Source organism: Amycolatopsis plumensis, assembly GCF_042652605.1.
Taxonomy (GTDB): domain Bacteria; phylum Actinomycetota; class Actinomycetes; order Mycobacteriales; family Pseudonocardiaceae; genus Amycolatopsis; species Amycolatopsis plumensis.
Genome location: NZ_JBHSJY010000001.1, coordinates 9,516,862 through 9,533,849 on the forward strand (window position 1 = coordinate 9,516,862; position 16,988 = coordinate 9,533,849).

Consider the following 16,988-nt stretch of genomic DNA (forward strand, 5'->3'; position numbering starts at 1 on the left):
ACCTCCGTCCTCCCAGGACAGTCCGGTACGAGGATCAGATCCTGCCCGCGGCCACGTCGGCGACGGTGACGCGGAAGGCCTTGTAGTTCACCACATAGCGCTTGGACGACTCCGCCGAGGTGATCTCCTCACGGATCGGCAGGCCGTTGCCGGCGTTGATGGTGAGGACGTCCGCACCGCCGCCCAGGATGGCGGGGGGCGCGGTGAGGGTCAGCGCGGCCTGGCCGTCGACGCTGGCCTTGCCGACGACCAGGTCCGGGATGGTCGCGTACAGCTTCAGCACGCCCGCGCGGACCTGCGCGTCGGCGGCGTTGGCGAACAGCGCGTGCTGGGCGTTGCTCCACAGGTGGTTGTTGATCAGGTTTTCCAGGTCCTTGCCCGTCGGACGCGGTTTGGGGGCGGGAACCGGCTTGCCGTACTTGCGGAAAATCTCCGCGGTCTCCGCTTGGGCGTCCGCCCAGGCCTTTTCGGCCTCGGCGGGGCTGAGGCCGACTCCCAGAGCGTTGTTGGACGCGGTGATCATCGCGATCCGGGCCTTGTCGACGTCGCCGTTCGCGGCGAGCCGGGCCGCCGCCATCACCTTCCCGTCGTACGGCGTAGCGGGTTCGGCCTGGCCCTTGGCGACCGCGTCCGTCAGGGTCTTCGCCGAGTCGCCCGTGAACTGCCGGCCCTGGTCGGTGTAGAGGGTGTAGTTGAGGTCCGGTTTGTCGTCCAGCCCGAACTTCGTGTTGATGATCAGCGACGCGTCTCCCGGCTGGGTGCCGGCCGCCTGGACCGCGGAGGCCAGCTTCACCAGCGGCGTCTCGACCGCCTGCGGGGCGGCTTCGGACGGCCCGGCCGGGACGCTGCCGCCCGAGGTGACCACCACCACGGCCGCCGCGACGGCGGCCGCGCCCACGGCGGCGACGCCGGCCTTGGGCCAGGAGAACCAGCGCTTCGGTCGCACGACCGTGGCCACGGGTTCCCCCATCGCCGTCCGCAGTGCCGCACGGGCACGGTCATAGGCCTCGGGACCGGGGGACGGCACGTCACGCAACTTCTTCATGAGATCCATTTCGTCCATGGGCTGTCTTTCACGTTGTCGGGACTTGCAGCAGCGCAACCACTTCGGGGGCTTCACGCAACGCCTTGCGCGCCTGGTGCAGCAGGCGGCGGGCCGTGCCGGCCGGGATGTCGAGAACCCGCCCGGCCTCGGCGACGGTCAGGTCTTCCCAGGCGACCAGGCCCAGCACTTCCCGCTCTTCCGGTTTGAGCCGGGCCAGTGCCCTGCTCAGCAGGGCCTGCGTGTCCACGCGGGCATCCACCGCCGGCCAGGGATCCCAGTCACTCGCCACCCCGGTCAGGTCCGGCGCCGGCTCCTCGGCCGGCGCCGACCGCCAGTGCCGGCGCAGCCTGTTCAGCGCGACGCCGTACAACCAGGGCCTGGCTTCGGGATAGGAAAGGTCGTAGTTCGCACGGGACTCGTACGCCGCCACCCACACATCGCCGAGCACGTCTTCGGCGGCCTGCCGCCCCACTCTGCGCGCCAGGTAGCTGCCGAGCGCGGTCTCGTGCCGGCCGATCAGTTCCACGAAGGCATCGGTGTCCCCGCGCAGCGACCGACCGATCAGTTCCGCGTCTGACGACATGAAGCTCCTCGGGTTTCGCTTCGCCCTGACACCCCCTCTTTGCCGACGCGCGCCCAAAGCGTTCAGGCCAGGTCACCCCTGGGGGAACGTCGCTGGTCAGGCGACGGGTGCGGGCCGGCCGGTCACCGCCTCGGCGGGGACCAGGTAAGGCCGCTTCCCCTTGACCCCGGCCGGAAACAGCAGGGCCAGGTTCTCGCCGGTCCCCGCCACCCGGACGTCCCGGCGCGGCCGGTCGGCCAGCTCGGCGACGCCGTACGCGTGCGCGCCGCGGGCGTCGATGGTGGTTCCGTCGCGGTAGGTGATCCGCAGGTCCGGCGGGCGGTGGTCGGCGGCGGCCAGTCGCCGGTGCGGGACGATCGTGACCTCCGCCGGGTACCAGCCCGTGCGGCGCGCGGCGGCCAGTCGGCGGCTCCAGCGGATCCGGCGGAGCACCGCGACCGGGAACAGCACGACCCCGGCGATGAGCATCAAGATGCCGGCGCTGCCCGTGGCCCGGTCCTCGTTGGGTTCGTCGGCGGTGCGGACCCGGTCCGGCCGGACGGGATCGGTCAGGACCAGGACGTGGTCGCCGACCGCGTAACGGCGATCCGACGTCTTGTCGATCCATACCCGCTTCCGGACGCCGCCGAACACGTAACCGACCACGATGTACGTCCGGGTCCTCGGCTTCGGCCAGACGGTGACCACGGTGCCGTCACTGTGCACGCCCGTGCGCAGCAACAGTGCGGCGGCCCGGTCCTGCTCGTACTGCACCGCGAAGAACCCCCCGATCAGGGCGGCGGCGGCCAGCAGCGCGACCGTCCAGCGCCGTCCGCCGGCCCGCAGCCGCCGCAGTCCCGGCGCGGCGGCCGCCGGATCCGGAGGGCAGGCGGGCAACCCGTTGTCGCGCTCGGCCACCGCGGGCGAGGGTGGCGGCGAAGAAGGCTGCGGACGACTCCGAGTGGGTCTCCGAACGCGTGCGCCCCGGTCGCCATGGCGCCATGGTAAGCCGGTTTCCGGCGCGGACGCCGCCGGACCAGGCGCCTAGAAACCCTCGACCAGGGCGACGGCCTGCTCGTAGTCCCCGTCGCGGAACGCCTTCAGCGGCAGGACGAAGTGCACGTAGCCGCCGTCGCCGAGGTCGTGGTGCCCGATGGTGATGAGGTGGCGGTACGGCTTCTTCAGCTGGGGGAAGCTGTTCTCCAGGATCGGCCAGCCGAACGCCTGGTCGGGCGAGAAGGAGACGTCCTCGTACTTGTACAGGCCCTGCTCACGCTCACAGAACTCGAGCCAGGGATCGCCGAGGCGGTCCGAAGCCGGCCAGCCTGGCATCGACCGGTAGTGCAGGGAGTCTTCGGTCTCTCCGCCGTAGTCGACCGTGTCGAGGACCGGGTCGTAGGACACTCCCTGCATCGACGGCAACGTCACGACGGGAACCGCGGAGAACGGCTCCGGGGCGTGAAACGAGGCCGGTGCGGGTGCGGCCCGCTCGATCGCCCGTGCCGGGTCCGCCGGGATGATCCGGCAGCATCGCGGGTCGTCCAGGTCCAGGAGAGGAGCACCCTCGAGCACGTACCCGCGCCGGATGTCCGGATCGAAGAAGAAGATGTTCAGCAGTCCGTCGGGCGGGCGCTCGTCACCGAGCCAGGAACCGAGCGCGTCGACGTCCAGGACGGCGAACAGGCTGAGCGGAACGCCGTCGTGCTCGGGCCACGGCGTGCCGGGGTTCAGCAACGCCGGACCGCCCCACCTGCCGAGGCCGGCCGCGGTGCGGCCCGGCTGCACCGGCCGCAGCCCGAACCCCGGTTTCGCCAGTGCCGCGAACTGGGTGCCGACGTGCTCCCCCAGGTGCTCGACGCACAGCTCCCGCACCCTCGCGCAGGCTTCCGCAAAGCTCGCCCAGCTCATCGCGACATTATGCGGGCAGCCGGGTGGCGGCCCGTTTGACGGTCTTGATCACCGGGGCGGTCTCGATGTGGGTGATGGCGGGCAGCGCGGCCACCCGGGTGGTCAGGTAGCGGTACAGCTCCCGCTGATCCGCGCACGCCACGCTCGCGTACAGGTTCGTCGGCCCGGTCGTGGCGGCGGCGAACGCGATCTCCGGGTGGCCGGCCAGTGCCGTGCCGGCCTCCTCCAGGTGCGCGGGGGCGACCGAGAGCCAGAGCATGGTCCGGGGGCCGACACCGAACAGGGTTCCGTCGACGTCGATGTCCAGGTAGAGCACGCCGTGTTCGCGGAGCTCGGTCATCCGGCGCCGGACCGTCGTCGGCGACCAGCCGGTCGCTGCCGCGAGCTGCTCGAACTCGGCCCGGCCGTCGACGGCCAGCGCGGCGAGGAGCTTGCGGTCACCGTCGTCGAGGCGCACCGGCCCCGATCGGGGTGGCACCGGCGGCGGGCGCAGTCGCTCGACCGCCTCTTCGCTCAGCGAGCCGAGCTTGGCGATCAGGCTGTCCGGGCCGCCGTAGTACGCGTGCAGCACGGAGTGGGCGGTCACTCCCTCCACGCGCGGCGTGCGCGGGAGCTTGGTCAGCAGCAGCGCCTCGCTGTCGGCGTCGCTTTCGGTGCGGACCGTGCAGGTGATCTCCGTGCCCCCGGAGGTGATGCTCACCCAGGACGTGTCGGGGCGGCGGGCCAGCGCTTCGGCGACCGGGACCGACGCGGCGGGCGCGCACCGCACCCGCAGGAACCACAGCACCGCGCCCAGCGCCGCCGGGTCGACCCCACCGAGCACCCGCACCGCCCCCGCCGACCGCAACCGGGTATACCGGCGGGCGATGGTGCGATCCGACACGCCGAGCACGTCGGCGATCGTGCTGAACGGGGCCCGGCCATTGACCTGCAGGGCGTGCGCGAGCCGGCGATCCAGCTCATCGTAGTCGGATTCCACCGGCTCCAGCGTAGTTGATGTCGGATATCTCTGAGCTTGCGCTCGTTTCTGGCGGTGCGGCGTCGGCGGCCGGAGCGTTGCCCTCGTTCCGATCGACAGACCAGGGGAGAAACCATGGACACCGACGTGCTCGTCGTCGGCGCCGGGCCGACCGGCCTGACACTGGCCAACGAACTGCGGCTGGCGGGCGTGCCGGCCGTGCTCGTCGACAAGCTGCCGCGGCGCAGCACGTTGTCGAAGGCGGGCGGTGTGCAATCCCGCACCCAGGAGGCATTCGACCAGCGCGGGCTGCTGGCACCGTTGCTGGCCAACGGAAATTTCCCGGACGGCACCGCCCACTTCGCCGGCCTCACGCTCCCGCTCACCCGCGGCAGGCACCGGCACCCGTGGCGGTCCATCCCGCAGGTGGTGATCGAAGGATTCCTCGAGGAATACCTTGCCGCACAAGGCATCCGCGTCCGGCGCGACCACGCGCTGACCGGCCTCACCCAGGACGGGAACGGCGTCACCGCGACGTTCGCCGACGGCGGAGTGCTCCGTTCCCGGTACCTGGTCGCGGCCGACGGCGGCCGCAGCACGGTGCGGTCGCTGCTGGCGGCCGAGTTCCCCGGCAGGCCGGGCACGGTGACCACCGTCGCCGCCGACGTGCGGTTGGGCGGCGACGTCCCGGCGATGACGCACGCCCGCAGCGAGGACGGGCACTGGGCGGCGGTGTTCCCGCTCGGCACCGATCCGGCGGGCAGGCCGCTGCGCCGGCTCTCGCTGGGCGGCCCCGGCCGGTCGCTGCCCCGCGAGGTCCCCGTCACCGAAGGCGAAGTCCGCGAGGGGCTGCGTGCGGTCTTCGGCTCCCGGGTGGAACTGCTCGAACTGCGGTATGCCCGCCGCATCACCAACGCGGCCCGGCAGGCCGCCCGCTACCGGCACGGGCGGGTGTTCCTGGCCGGCGACGCCGCGCACGTCCACCTCCCGATCGGCGCGCAGGGCATGAACACCGGGATCCAGGACGCGCTCAACCTCGGGTGGAAGCTCGGTGCCGCCGTGCACGGCTGGGCTCCGGCGCACCTGCTCGACACCTACCACACCGAACGCCATCCCGTCGCGGCCGCGGTGCTGCGCAACGTCCAGGCGCAGAGCCTGCTGATGGACCAGGAAAGCACCGGCCACCCGGACCTCGCGGCCGTCAAGGACCTGTTCGCCGACCTGGTGCAGCTGCGTGCGGTGCAGGACCACCTCGACGACATGCTGTCCGGGATGGGCATCCGCTACCCCGTGCCGGGCGCCGAGGGGCAGCCGCTCGTCGGCCTGCCGGCGCCGGACCTGCAGCTCGGCCCGATCCGGTCGCACGAGCTGCTGCGGCGCGGGCGCGGCGTCCTGATCGACCCGGCCGGCCGGTTCGCCGAGGTCGCCGCCCGGTGGCCGGACCGCGTGGACCGCGCAGGTCAGGGCGCCGACGCCGAACCGATGCTCATCCGGCCCGACGGCTACGTGTGCTGGGCAGGCCACCCGGACGACCTCGAGCCGGCGCTCGGCCACTGGTTCGGCGCACCCCGGTGATCCGTGATTTTATCGGCTTGCCCCGCCACGACGGCGGTGTCTAGGTTCCGATGATGGGTTCGCGACTGCTGGCGGTGACCTTCGAGGCGGAAAACCCGGCTGAAGCGGCGCGCTTCTGGGCCGGCCTGCTCGGCCGGGAGGTCATCGATGACGCCGGCGGCGTGCTGCTCCCGGGTGGAGACACCCAGCTGGGCCTGCGGTTCGTGACGGGCCGCCCCGGCCGGCTCGGCGCGAACCGGATGCACCTGCACCTGACCAGCACCGACCTCGACGACCAGCGCCACACGGTGGCCACGGCGCTCCGGCTCGGTGGCCACCACCTCGACGTCGGGCAGCGGCCCGAGGAGACGCACGTGGTCCTGGCCGACCCGGCGGGCTACGAGTTCTGCGTGATCGAGCCGGACAACGACTACCTCGACGGCTGCGGCCCGCTGGGCGAGCTCACTTGCGCCGGCAGCCGGCAGGTCGGCGTGTTCTGGAGCAAGGCGCTGGGCTGGCCGCCGGTGTGGGACCGAGGAGAGCAAATCGCGATCCAGTCACCGGGCGGCGGCACGAAACTCGCCTGGGACACTTGGGAAGGCCAGCCCGACCAGCCGAACCGGCAGCGCTTCGAGCTGCTCGCCTCAGACGGCGACCAGCGCGCGGCGGTCGACACGCTGATCTCCCTCGGCGCCACCCACCTCGAGGATCGCAGCGACGGCACCACCGTCCTGGCGGACCCGGACGGCAACGAGTTCTGCGTGCGACCCGAGTAGCGGTGATGTTCGGTGGTGTCCGCCGCCGATGGCCGGACGCCGCGGCGGGTCAGCGGTCGTCTCCCCCGGACCGAGGGAGACGACCGCTTCTTCACGGCTGCGGCTCGACCTCCAGAATGAGCCTCCCGTACTCAGTGGACCGGACCTCGGCGGTTCCGACGTCCGACCCGTAGGTCAGCCACCAGCCGGCCGGAGGTGTCACGCGGACCTCGTATTCGCCGACCGGCAGCCCGGTGAACCGGAAGTCGCCGTTGCGGTCGGTGCGGGTGGTGGCCCGGCGGTCGATGTCGACCAGGCCGACCACGGTGATCTTGACACCCTTCAGGCCCTCGCCCGGGTCCTTGCGGTTGTTGCCGTTCTGGTCGTAGTAGCTGACGCCGACCATCTCGCCGGTCAGGCCCGGTACGGACGCCCGCGCGCTCCCGACGTTGTCCTGCGGGTCGGAGTCGCCGTTCTGCGCGGTGAAACCGTAGGCGATGGTCACGCGGCCGACGTTCGCGGCCGCGGCCGGCACGGTGCCGCGCAGGACGACGGTGACCGTCTGGCCCGCGGGGATGGTGATCCCCTCCTGGTCGTACCCGACGCCGGCCCAGTCGGTGATCTCCAGCTCCCACGGGTCCCCGTTGCCGCCGCTGTCGTTGACGACCTTCACGGCGTCGACCGAGCCCCAGTTCGCGAACTTGTAGGTGACCGTGGCGGCGTCACCGGGTTGGTAGCTGAGCTTGTCGAACCGCGTGGAAACGACGTGCACGTTCGGTTGCCCGTCCGCGGCCACGGCGGGCAGCGCCCCGGCGAGCAGAGCGGCCGAGCACGCCGCCGCGGTGAGCAGCGGCCGTCCAACCTCGGTAAACGTCAACACTGGCTCCCCCTTCGTCCGGGCGGGCCGATCCCGCCCCCGGCCTACACGCCGCCGGGGCCCGAAGGGTTTAGGCGAGCCGCCCCTTCGCTGATCACGGGCAGTGCACGTCGTGCGCGGGCCGCTTCCCCGTCGCCAGGTAGTCCGTCACCGCCGTGTTGGCGCACTGGTCGGGACCCAGGTACACGCCGTGGCCGCCCTGGTCGACGGTCACCATCCGGGCGCGCTCGCCGAACGCCGAGCGCAGCTTGCGGGCGTTCACCAGCGGCGTTCCCGGGTCGCGTTCGTTCTGCACCATCAGCACGTTCGCCGGCCCGCGGCCGGTGATCCGCACCGGCGGCTCCTTCGGGGGCGCCCAGTAGGCACACGCCGAGATGTTCGCCGTTGCCGCGCCGAGCAGCGGGTAGCGGACGCGGTCGACGGCCACGTTCACCTGGTACACCGCCACGGGACGCGGCCACGCCGAATCCCCGCAGATGACCGCGAACCGGGACGCGAACAGGTTCTCCGCCGAGCCGAACTCCACCGGTTGCTGCGGCGCGCGGCCGTTGTCGAGCGCCTGCCAATCGGCCGCCAGCGGGGCCAGGTCGGTCGCGTACAGGCCGCCGAAGGTCAAGCCGCGGAGGATCGAGCCCGTCACTTCCCCCACCGGGGCCCGGTCCAGGCGCGCCGCCAGCTCGTGGAACTTGGCCGTCACCTCGGCCGGCGTGCGGCCGAGGCCGTACTCCGGGTGCGCCGCGGCGAACTTCGCGAAGTCCGGAAAGCGGTCCTCCATGCCCCGCGCGAAGGCACGCATCGCCGTGAGGTCGTAGCCGCCCGGGCCGAGATTGCTGTCCAGCACGATGCGGTCGCTGCGGTCCGGGAACATCGTCGTGTACACCGCGCCCAAGTACGTGCCGTAGGAAGCACCGAGGTAGGACAAGGTGGACTCACCGAGCGCCGCCCGGATGCGGTCCATGTCCCGCGCGGTGTTGGCCGTGGTGACGTGGGGCAGCATCGGGCCGGTGGCCGCGTCCCGGCACTGCCGGGCCTCGGTTTTCGCCAGCCCGGCCTGCTTGACGACGTCGGCCGGGCCGTTGGCGTAGGGCAGGTTGCCGATCGCCAGCTGCGCCGGCGTCAGATTGCACGTCACCGGCGTGCTGCGGCCGACACCCCGCGGGTCGAACCCGATGACGTCGTAGGCGTCCAGCACGCTTTGCGGCAGCTTCAGGTACTTCAGCACCTGCGGGTAGTCCAGGCCTTCGCCGCCGGGGCCCCCGGGGTTGGTGAAGAGCACGCCCCGCCGCTTCTCCGGGTGCCGGCTCGGCAGGCGCGACACGGCGATGTCGATCGCGCGTCCGTCCGGGTCGCCGTAGTCCAGCGGCACCTTCATCGTCGTGCACTGCAGGTCCGGAACCGGGAAGGCACCGGCCGGGCACGGTCCCCAGTCGAGGCCGGTCGCGGCCGACGCCGGAGACGCGGCCGTCGCGCCGAGCACGGCGGCTACGGCGGTGAGCAAAGCTTTGCGCAGCATCGAATTTCCTTTCGTCCGGCCGCGGGTCAGCGGCGCGGTTCCCAGCGGAAGAGGCGCGCGGCCAGCGCGACGGCGACGACGACCCACGCCAGGGTGGGCGCGAACAGAACGAGCGAGTCGGCCAGTGGGACGCCGCCGTTCCAGGCGTTCAGCACCAGTTCGGTCGCCGAACCGCCGGGCAGCAGGCGCTTGAGCAGCGTCAGGTCACCGGTGCCGGTGAGGCCGACCCAGCCGGACACCCCGATGACGCCGAGGCTGACCGGCAGCGTCGTCACCTGCGCGTGCTCGGGTGAGTTCGTCAGCCCCGCCGTGGCCAGCCCCAGCGCGAGCAGCATGACCACAGTGGACACCACGGCGGCGATCAGCAGCAGCGGGTTCGCCGGGCCTCCGGCCACCGCGGCCAGCACGCCGAGGATGACGGCGATCTGGACCACCGACAGCACGGTGATCGGCAGCAGCAGCCCGCCGAGGATGCCGGCGTCGCCCGCCGCGGTGGAGCGCAGGCGCTTGAGGAACAGGTTCTGGCGGCGGGCGGCCAGCGTGGTGACCGACGTCGTGTACAGGCCGATTCCGGCGACGAAGAACAGGGCCAGCGTCGCGATGTAGCCGAGGGTGCTCCCTTCGGTGAACAGGTCGCGTTTGGCGATGAAGAACGCGCTGAGCGCGGCCGGCAGCACCAGGGCGGTGACCAGGACCAGGCGGTTGCGGAAGATCTGGATCAGCTCGCCGCGAGCGATCGTGAGCATGGGATGCCTTCTCTCAGGAGGATTCGATGGCGCGAAAGACGTCGTCGAGCCGCGTCGGCCCGGCCTGCAGGTCAATCAGCTCGACGGCGTGGTCGGCCGCCCAGCCGAGCAGCGTGTGCAGGTCCTTCTGCAGCTCGAAGGTTTCGACGAGGAACCGCCCGTCACCCCGGCGCGCGGCGTGCAGCGGCGGCGCCGGTGCGCGCGCCGGCAGTCCGAAGTGGATGGTGGCGGGCAGCGTGCGGGTCAGCTCGGCGACGGTGCCCTCGCGGTGGAAGACGCCCTGGTGCATCAGCCCGATGCGGTCGGCGCGCTGCTGAGCCTCTTCGAGGTAGTGGGTGGTGAGCACGATCGTCGAGCCGTCCTCGCGCAGCCGGTCGACGGCGTCCCACAGCGCGTCGCGGGACTGGATGTCCAGGCCGGTGGTGGGTTCGTCGAGGAAGACCAGCTCGGGCGTGCCGTAGACGGCGGTGGCGAAGTCCAGCCGCCGCTTCTCGCCGCCGGACAGCTGCCCCACCTTCGTCCCGGCCTTGCGGGCCAGGTCGACGACGCCGAGCACGCGCCCGGCGTCGTCGGTGCGTTCGGTGAGCCGCCCGATCAGCCGGACGGTCTCGGCGACGGTCAGATCGGGCGAGAACCCGCTCTCCTGCAGCATGATCCCCATCCGCGGGCGGACGGCGGCGCGGTCGCGGGGGTCCTTTCCGAACACCCGCACGGCGCCCGAGGTCGGCGCGCGGTGACCTTCGACCGTTTCCAGAGTCGAGGTCTTCCCCGCGCCGTTGGTGCCGAGCAGGGCGTAGAGCTCTCCGCGTTCCACTTGGAACGAAAGGTCCTTCACGGCGGCGAACCCGCCGTAGGTGAGGGTCAGGCGATCGACGTCGATGACTGGTGTCGTGGACATGCCGCGAATTCCAGCGCCGATCACCGCCGGGCGGCAGTGCGCCCGCGTCACCACCGCACCGTGACGTTCCTGCCCCGGAAGCATGACGTGGCGTCACTGGTGGGGCCGCGACCGGTGCGGCAAGCTGGCGGGGACCGCGCCGACCCCGGAGGACCATGACCGAGACCCGCCGGAGGTGGTCCGGCGGAGCCGTGCAGGACCGGCTGCGCCGGCTCAACCTCATCACGACGGTGCCGCCGCTGGCGTTCGTCGGCGTGCTGCTCCTGGCGCTCAACGCCAGGACCTGGTGGCAGGTCGGCCTGCAGGTCGTCGCGCTCGTCGCAGCGCTGGCGACGGCCGAACGCTGGACGGCGGGCGACTACCTCCGCGTCGCGCGGCCGAGCCTGGCCATCACCGCGGTGGTCTGGCTGGCCGGCGCGCTGACGAACGACACCGTCGCGTTCTACGGCGTGTCCATCGTCGGGTCGTTCCTCGTCCCGCCGCTGCGACGCCACCGGCTGGCGGCCCTGTTCGGGCTCGCCGCGCTGGTCGGGGTCCTGGGCCTGCCGAACGTGCTCGTGCACCCCGATCACACCGGGGCGCGACTGGTGCAGTACGTCGCCGTCCCGGCGGTCGCCGTGCTGATCTCGACCGCGTTCATGTTCGCCACCCAGCGGCTGTTCGACCTGGTCGCCGAGCTGGAGCAGTCGCGCGAGCGGGAAGCGGAGCTGGCGGTCGCCCGGGAGCGCGTCCGCTTCGCGAGCGACCTGCACGACATCCAGGGCCACACGCTGCACGTGGTGAAGCTGAAGGTGGCGCTGGCGGAGAAGCTCCTGGACGCCGATCCCGGCCGCGCGCGGGAGGAGCTGCGGGAGGTGCACACGCTCGTCGGCGACACGATCGTCCAGACCAGGGAACTCGCCTACGCCCAGCGGCGGCTCAACCTGGCCGCGGAGCTGGAGAACGCGAAGAACCTGTTCGAGGCCGCGGGCATCCACGTGCGCCTCGAACGGGAAGCCGAGCCGGACGCTCGCGTCGGCGAGCTGCTCGGCCAGGTTCTGCGCGAGACGACGACGAACATCCTGCGCCACGCCGAGGCCCGCCACGTGCGGATCACGCTCGGCCGCCGGGGCATCGCGATCGTCAACGACGGCGCGGGCGAGCCGGGCCCGCCCGGCGGGCTTTCGGCGTTGCGGCACCGGCTGGCGGAGAACGGAGGAGAACTCGAGGTGTCGTACGAGGACGGCCGGTTCCTGACGGCGGTGGCGTTCCCCGCAGGGGCCGCCCGATGACGACCGTGGTGCTCGCCGACGACGAAGCCCTGCTGCGCAAGGCCTTGGCGGCGCTGCTGCCGCTGGAGGGCGGGATCACCGTGCTCGCCGAGGCCGAAGACGGCGAGCAGGCGGTGGCGGCCACCCTGCGGCACCGGCCCGACGTGCTCGTCATCGACCTCGAAATGCCCGTCCTGGACGGGATCGGCGCGGTCGCGCGCATCCGGCGGGAGCGGCCCGGGCAGGTCATCCTCATGCTGACCCGGCACGCCCGCCCCGGCGTGCTGCGGCAGGCGCTGAAGCTGGGCGTCCAGGGGTTCGTCAGCAAGGCGGCGGAGCCCGCGCACATCACCGCGGTGATCCAGACCCTGCACGCGGGCAAGCGCTGGATCGACCCGGACGTCTCGGCCCTCGCCGTCGTCGACGACTGCCCGCTGACCGAACGCGAGCTCGACGTTCTGCGCGCGACCCGCGAGGGGTATTCGGTGGCCGAGATCGCGGGCCGGCTGCACCTGGCCGAGGGCACGGTGCGCAACTACCTGTCGAACGCGATGCAGAAAACCCAGACCCGCACCCGCCACGAAGCGGCCCGCTACGCCCACGAGCACGACTGGCTGTAACCGCCTCCGCCGCAGACGAACGAACGCAATTTTCCAAGGTTCGTCACGCAAGTTTCAGAAATCTGTACGTCTATTGCAGCGATCTGCTCGGCGGCCTACAGTCACCCGGACGAGGTATGGAGCGGCTCAGCGGGAGGAACTTGCATGGCGATCTCGCGCAGGACCTTCATCGGCTCGGCCGCGGCGGCATCGGCTTGGGGCGCGCTGACCCTCGCCGGAGCGCGAGAGGCCACCGCCGCGGCCAGCCCGCCGGGAGACGTGGTCGGCAAGATCACCGTCGGGTACCAGGGCTGGTTCGCCTGCGCCGGCGATGGCGCGCCGATCAACGGCTGGTGGCACTGGAGCCAGGACTGGAGCCGCACGCCATCGCCGTCGAACAACGTCATCAAGGCGTGGCCGGACATGCGGGAGTACACGCGCACGTATCCGACCGCCTACGGCAACCTCGGCGACGGCTGGCCCGCCACGCTCTTCTCGTCCTACGACCAGCAGACCGTGGACACGCACTTCCGGTGGATGCAGCAGAACGGCTGCGACACCGCCGCCCTGCAGCGCTTCAACCCCAACAGCAGCGAAGGCCCCACGCGCGACGCGATGGCCGCGAAGGTCCGCAGTGCCGCCGAGGCACACGGGCGGAAGTTCTACATCATGTACGACGCCACCGGCTGGGCGAACATGCAGACGGAGATGAAGGCCGACTGGTCGGCGAAGATGTCCGCGCACACCGCGTCGCCCGCCTACGCCCGCCAGAACGGCAAACCGGTGGTCTGCATCTGGGGTTTCGGCTACAACGACGCCAACCACCCGTGGGACGCCGCCGCCTGCCTCGACGTCGTCGACTGGTTCAAAGCGCAGGGCTGCTACGTCATCGGTGGCGTGCCGCGGGAATGGCGCACCGGCGACGGCGGTTCGCGCCCTGGCTTCAGCGGCGTCTACCACGCGTTCGACATGATCTCGCCGTGGATGGTCGGCGCCATCGGCGACGTGGCCGGCTCCGACTGGACGTACCAGAACCTCACCGTGCCCGACCAAGCCGACTGCACCGCCCACGGCATCGACTACCAGCCGTGCGTGCTGCCCGGTGACGTTTCCGCGCGCCAGCGGGCCCACGGCGACTTCATGTGGCGCCAGTTCTACAACATGGTGCGCGCCGGCGTGCAGGGCATCTACATCTCGATGTTCGACGAGTACGGCGAAGGCAACCAGATCGCCAAGACCGCGGAGAACGCCGCGATGACCCCCGCCGGTTCCGGCTTGCTGGCCCTCGACGAAGACGGGACGGCGTGCTCGTCGGACTACTACCTGCGGCTGACCGCCGACGGCGGCCGCATGCTCAAGGGCCAGCTGCCCCTCACGGCGATCCGCCCGACCGCTCCCCTGCCGACCACCGGCGGCGGCCCGGCCGACCTGGCCCGCGGCCGCACGACCACCGAAAGCAGTCACACCCAGAACTACGCGGCGGCGAACGCCGTCGACGGAAACCCCGACACGTACTGGGAAAGCGCGAACAACACGTTTCCCCAGTGGCTGCAGGTGGACCTGGGCGCGGCGGTCCCGGTGACGCGGATCGTGGCAGCGGTCCCCCCGTCGTGGGGCGCCCGGACGCAGACGCTGACCCTGTCCGGCTCCGTCGACGGCACGGCGTTTGACACGCTCGTTCCCGCATCCGGATACACGTTCGACCCCGGGCGAGGCAACACCGTCACGATCACCATTCCGGCCGGCAGCCACCGCTTCCTGCGCCTGACCTGCAGCGGCAACACCGGATGGCCCGCCGGCCAGATCGCCCGCTTCGAGGTCTACGCCTGAGGCGCTGTCAGCCCCTCAGCCGGGGGAACAGGGCCTCGGAGTTCCTTCGGTCGATCGCGCTTTCGACCAGTTCGTGACGGTCACCGCGGAAGCGGGCTCCGGAGTCTTGGAAATCGTCGCTTCCTCTGCTCACAGGCAGCAAAAAAGCCCAGGTCAGCGACCTGGGCTTTGCTCCCCCGCTTGGACTCGAACCAAGAACCCTCCGGTTAACTGGAGGTTCTAGACCTGGGTCGACGTCAGTCGATCTAGCTGGGATGTTTGCATTCGCTCATGCCCTGATTCGGTTCCAGTCGACGTCAGTCGACGCCATTTATGGAGCATAAATGCTCCCCCGTTCCTGCCGCCTCGAGTGGCACCTATGCCGGGTGCCACTCGATCTGGGCCGCGTGGGTCGCGTCGACATCTCCTAACTCAGGCGGCTTGATCGATGCAGACCAGATCCCATCCTCGACTAGTCCGTCGGCTCAACCCGATCAGGAATCGAGAAGCACCGAGCACGAAGCCGGAACTAACGTCAACGCCGTGACTTGCATCGAACCCCTCAAGGAGGCCTGATCACATGTTCACGAAGAAGGGTGACGCAGCTGTCCTCGCCAAGCTCGGTGACGCCCCTGCCCAGTATCGAGAGATCGGCGAGCGCCTGCACAGCCTCATCCGGGAGAGCGCGCCGTCGCTGGAGCCGATCGTGCGGTGGGGGCTTCCGTTTTACGTGAAGGACGGCAAGGACGTCTGCTACATCAAGGTGGACAAGGACTTCATCGCGTTCGGCTTCGGCGAGGTCGTGAACCCCGCCCGCGAGGAGGGCGCCCACATGCACCCCGTCGCGTGGACACTCACCGCGCTGGACACCGCGACGGAAGCCAGGATTCGCGCACTGATCAAGAAGGCAGTGGCCTGACATCGACGGCTCACGGCGCGAGCCTGCCGCAATGGCCACACCTGCTCGCTCCGGAGCCAGGCTTCGTCACCAGGGGCTCCGGGACCTGCGCGCCGATCGAGACAGCAGTGCGGCTTCGCTCAGGACAACACGGTGTACACGCCGGCGCACACCAGATAGATCGAGGTCGGCAGGACCATCACGACCATCAGCACGGAGCCCACGACCGCCTGCCGGATCTCGGCGTACCCCGGGCGGCCGCCGGCTTCAGCGGCAAGGATCGTCGGAATCGCTGGATCGTAGCGAATCCGGACCCGAGCATCGGCGACCAGGCCCGACGAGCCTTTCCGGTCGAGGTAGGTCGTACCCACCACCTCCCGGTCCGGCTCCACCTGGAAGCGGACGACCGCCTGCAGGGTGCTGCACTCCGGGTCGAGGTCGGCCAGGGACACTATCCTCGCGATAGCAGTCCGTCCCCGCCTGCGCAGCACCCGGCCGCGTCGCACCTGTTCGACTCCGGTCGCGAGAGCGCGTAACGCACCGCAGGAGACGAACGTTCCGAGGACGAAGGCGAGCAGACCATTCAGCACATCGCCCATCCCGCACCTCCGCACCATCGACCGCACTCGACCTCTTTCCGCATGGTAGGCGGGCAAGTCGCTCCGCTGAACCGGGCTGCGACAACCAGGTGACGAGCTCGATGCCCAGAGCCGATCGAAGTGCTCGACGTGGCCATCAGCCGTCCGCGAACCGGCCGATGATCTCCCGGTATTGCCGCGCGGACGGTTGCGCGTAGACCGCGTCAGTGTCCGACCGCGGTGGGGACTACTGCACGCGCCGTGACCCGAAGCCGCCATGCGCCGCATCGTCCGCCAGGCCGTCCAGCTCGCCCCAAGCCAGGGAGCGGCCTGAACCCGACTCAAATGATCACCACACCGTAATTACCGGGTCAGTGCACAAGGTCAGGCCGCATGTTCTTCATCAGGTTGGCCAGTTCCTGCATTGTCGGTACTCCGGACGCTGCGGGGAAGGGGACGAGGTGGCCGAACGAGTCGTCGGTTACCCAGATGCAGGACGGCTGCACCGCGCCCGTGGAGTTCGGTCCCTGCGCGCAGGCTCCCCGGCTACCATTCGGCCCCAGGTCCACGTTCATGCTCTGCCAGCCCTGCGGCAGATTTCCCGGACGGCCGCTGATCTCGGCCAGCAGCGGAGCGGGGTCACGGACCGCGCCGCCCATGAACACGATGTCGCCGTCCGGTGCGGTGAACCCCGGCCGATGGTAGACCGCCGACATGACACTGTCCGCCACGACGGCGTCCGGCCGGAACTGCGCCCGGGTCCGAGCCAACTGGTCGGCGTACTTCGTTTCGGTGTCATGGGAACGAGACAGCCCGCCGGCAACTTCCGGCGTGACAATCCTTGACGGGACCGCCGGGCTCTCCTGGTGCCGCACGTCCGTCGGCTCCGGGACATCCGATTGCCCGGAGTCCACTCCGATGCCGACGCTGACGCTGCACGCGGACATCAGCACAGCCAGGAGGCCCAGACCAACCGGCTTTTTCATCGCCCACCAGCATTCCGCGGGTGGCCCGACCGTCATACCGCCACTGTGGTGA

The 16,988-nt window shown here is 70.9% G+C and carries 17 protein-coding genes; 6 read left to right on the forward strand and 11 right to left on the reverse strand.

From position 1 onward, the window contains the following. Positions 1 to 34: 34 nt before the first annotated feature. From ACFPLC_RS45970 to ACFPLC_RS45990, 5 genes are all read right to left on the reverse strand, one after another. Positions 35 to 1,063, reverse strand: coding sequence for a hypothetical protein (locus ACFPLC_RS45970; protein WP_378201533.1), 1,029 nt, complete (start codon positions 1,061 to 1,063; stop codon positions 35 to 37). Between the two features lie 10 nt (positions 1,064 to 1,073). After that, entirely contained in the window at positions 1,074 to 1,628 is a 555-nt protein-coding gene (locus ACFPLC_RS45975) for an RNA polymerase sigma factor (RefSeq protein ID WP_378201530.1), read from the reverse strand. Between the two features lie 96 nt (positions 1,629 to 1,724). Next, positions 1,725 to 2,525: a hypothetical protein gene (locus ACFPLC_RS45980; RefSeq protein WP_378201527.1), complete on the reverse strand. Its 801-nt coding sequence runs from the start codon at positions 2,523 to 2,525 to the stop codon at positions 1,725 to 1,727. A 126-nt stretch (positions 2,526 to 2,651) separates the two neighbouring features. Further along, positions 2,652 to 3,515, reverse strand: coding sequence for a DUF1963 domain-containing protein (locus tag ACFPLC_RS45985; RefSeq protein WP_378201524.1), 864 nt, complete (start codon positions 3,513 to 3,515; stop codon positions 2,652 to 2,654). Between the two features lie 7 nt (positions 3,516 to 3,522). Beyond that, positions 3,523 to 4,494, reverse strand: coding sequence for an Lrp/AsnC family transcriptional regulator (locus tag ACFPLC_RS45990; RefSeq protein WP_378201521.1), 972 nt, complete (start codon positions 4,492 to 4,494; stop codon positions 3,523 to 3,525). A 114-nt stretch (positions 4,495 to 4,608) separates the two neighbouring features. On the opposite strand from ACFPLC_RS45990, the gene ACFPLC_RS45995 reads away from it, so the two are divergent. Together ACFPLC_RS45995 and ACFPLC_RS46000 are read left to right on the forward strand one after the other, a co-directional pair. Next, a complete protein-coding gene (locus ACFPLC_RS45995) occupies positions 4,609 to 6,048 on the forward strand; it encodes an FAD-dependent monooxygenase (protein ID WP_378201518.1) in 1,440 nt (479 codons plus the stop codon). 53 nt (positions 6,049 to 6,101) lie between these two features. Then, the gene (locus ACFPLC_RS46000; RefSeq protein ID WP_378201515.1) at positions 6,102 to 6,803 is read left to right on the forward strand and encodes a VOC family protein; all 702 of its coding nucleotides are present in this window, start codon (positions 6,102 to 6,104) and stop codon (positions 6,801 to 6,803) included. Between the two features lie 91 nt (positions 6,804 to 6,894). Here ACFPLC_RS46000 and ACFPLC_RS46005 read toward each other — a convergent pair whose 3' ends face one another. The 4 genes from ACFPLC_RS46005 to ACFPLC_RS46020 all read right to left on the reverse strand — a co-directional run bounded on the left by ACFPLC_RS46005 (position 6,895) and on the right by ACFPLC_RS46020 (position 10,816). Next, positions 6,895 to 7,659 (reverse strand): SdrD B-like domain-containing protein, encoded by a 765-nt coding sequence (locus ACFPLC_RS46005; protein ID WP_378201512.1) that lies wholly within the window; start codon positions 7,657 to 7,659, stop codon positions 6,895 to 6,897. A gap of 94 nt (positions 7,660 to 7,753) precedes the next feature. After that, a complete protein-coding gene (locus ACFPLC_RS46010; RefSeq protein ID WP_378201509.1) occupies positions 7,754 to 9,172 on the reverse strand; it encodes an alpha/beta hydrolase in 1,419 nt (472 codons plus the stop codon). 26 nt (positions 9,173 to 9,198) lie between these two features. Beyond that, positions 9,199 to 9,918, reverse strand: coding sequence for an ABC transporter permease (locus ACFPLC_RS46015; RefSeq protein WP_378201507.1), 720 nt, complete (start codon positions 9,916 to 9,918; stop codon positions 9,199 to 9,201). A gap of 13 nt (positions 9,919 to 9,931) precedes the next feature. After that, a complete protein-coding gene (locus tag ACFPLC_RS46020) occupies positions 9,932 to 10,816 on the reverse strand; it encodes an ABC transporter ATP-binding protein (RefSeq protein WP_378201504.1) in 885 nt (294 codons plus the stop codon). Between the two features lie 155 nt (positions 10,817 to 10,971). Between ACFPLC_RS46020 and ACFPLC_RS46025 the strand changes: the two genes are divergently transcribed. The 4 genes from ACFPLC_RS46025 to ACFPLC_RS46040 all read left to right on the forward strand — a co-directional run bounded on the left by ACFPLC_RS46025 (position 10,972) and on the right by ACFPLC_RS46040 (position 15,393). Next, positions 10,972 to 12,087, forward strand: a complete 1,116-nt coding sequence (locus ACFPLC_RS46025) for a sensor histidine kinase (RefSeq protein ID WP_378201501.1) — start codon at positions 10,972 to 10,974, stop codon at positions 12,085 to 12,087. Further along, the gene (locus tag ACFPLC_RS46030) at positions 12,084 to 12,686 is read left to right on the forward strand and encodes a response regulator (protein ID WP_378201498.1); all 603 of its coding nucleotides are present in this window, start codon (positions 12,084 to 12,086) and stop codon (positions 12,684 to 12,686) included. Before ACFPLC_RS46025 ends, ACFPLC_RS46030 begins: the two co-directional genes overlap by 4 nt. Before the next feature lie 144 nt (positions 12,687 to 12,830). After that, positions 12,831 to 14,495 carry a glycoside hydrolase family 99 protein gene (locus ACFPLC_RS46035; RefSeq protein ID WP_378201495.1) on the forward strand — a complete coding sequence of 555 codons (1,665 nt, stop codon included), beginning with the start codon at positions 12,831 to 12,833 and terminating at the stop codon, positions 14,493 to 14,495. Between the two features lie 559 nt (positions 14,496 to 15,054). After that, positions 15,055 to 15,393: a DUF1801 domain-containing protein gene (locus ACFPLC_RS46040; RefSeq protein ID WP_378201492.1), complete on the forward strand. Its 339-nt coding sequence runs from the start codon at positions 15,055 to 15,057 to the stop codon at positions 15,391 to 15,393. A 119-nt stretch (positions 15,394 to 15,512) separates the two neighbouring features. On the opposite strand, the gene ACFPLC_RS46045 is transcribed toward ACFPLC_RS46040, so the two are convergent. Further along, positions 15,513 to 15,962 carry a hypothetical protein gene (locus tag ACFPLC_RS46045; RefSeq protein WP_378236220.1) on the reverse strand — a complete coding sequence of 150 codons (450 nt, stop codon included), beginning with the start codon at positions 15,960 to 15,962 and terminating at the stop codon, positions 15,513 to 15,515. Between the two features lie 359 nt (positions 15,963 to 16,321). Beyond that, complete coding sequence (locus tag ACFPLC_RS46050) at positions 16,322 to 16,720, reverse strand: hypothetical protein (protein ID WP_378236221.1); 399 nt, start codon at positions 16,718 to 16,720, stop codon at positions 16,322 to 16,324. Positions 16,721 to 16,988 lie beyond the last annotated feature (268 nt).

Bases quoted from the DNA above. Each gene is read 5' to 3' on its own strand.
- ACFPLC_RS45970 (WP_378201533.1), bottom strand. From the start codon at position 1,063: ATGGACGAAATGGATCTCATGAAGAAGTTGCGTGACGTGCCGTCCCCC.
- ACFPLC_RS45975 (WP_378201530.1), bottom strand. From the start codon at position 1,628: ATGTCGTCAGACGCGGAACTGATCGGTCGGTCGCTGCGCGGGGACACC.
- ACFPLC_RS45985 (WP_378201524.1), bottom strand. From the start codon at position 3,515: ATGAGCTGGGCGAGCTTTGCGGAAGCCTGCGCGAGGGTGCGGGAGCTG.
- ACFPLC_RS45995 (WP_378201518.1), top strand. From the start codon at position 4,609: ATGGACACCGACGTGCTCGTCGTCGGCGCCGGGCCGACCGGCCTGACA.
- ACFPLC_RS46000 (WP_378201515.1), top strand. From the start codon at position 6,102: ATGGGTTCGCGACTGCTGGCGGTGACCTTCGAGGCGGAAAACCCGGCT.
- ACFPLC_RS46010 (WP_378201509.1), bottom strand. From the start codon at position 9,172: ATGCTGCGCAAAGCTTTGCTCACCGCCGTAGCCGCCGTGCTCGGCGCG.
- ACFPLC_RS46015 (WP_378201507.1), bottom strand. From the start codon at position 9,918: ATGCTCACGATCGCTCGCGGCGAGCTGATCCAGATCTTCCGCAACCGC.
- ACFPLC_RS46020 (WP_378201504.1), bottom strand. From the start codon at position 10,816: ATGTCCACGACACCAGTCATCGACGTCGATCGCCTGACCCTCACCTAC.
- ACFPLC_RS46025 (WP_378201501.1), top strand. From the start codon at position 10,972: ATGACCGAGACCCGCCGGAGGTGGTCCGGCGGAGCCGTGCAGGACCGG.
- ACFPLC_RS46030 (WP_378201498.1), top strand. From the start codon at position 12,084: ATGACGACCGTGGTGCTCGCCGACGACGAAGCCCTGCTGCGCAAGGCC.
- ACFPLC_RS46035 (WP_378201495.1), top strand. From the start codon at position 12,831: ATGGCGATCTCGCGCAGGACCTTCATCGGCTCGGCCGCGGCGGCATCG.
- ACFPLC_RS46040 (WP_378201492.1), top strand. From the start codon at position 15,055: ATGTTCACGAAGAAGGGTGACGCAGCTGTCCTCGCCAAGCTCGGTGAC.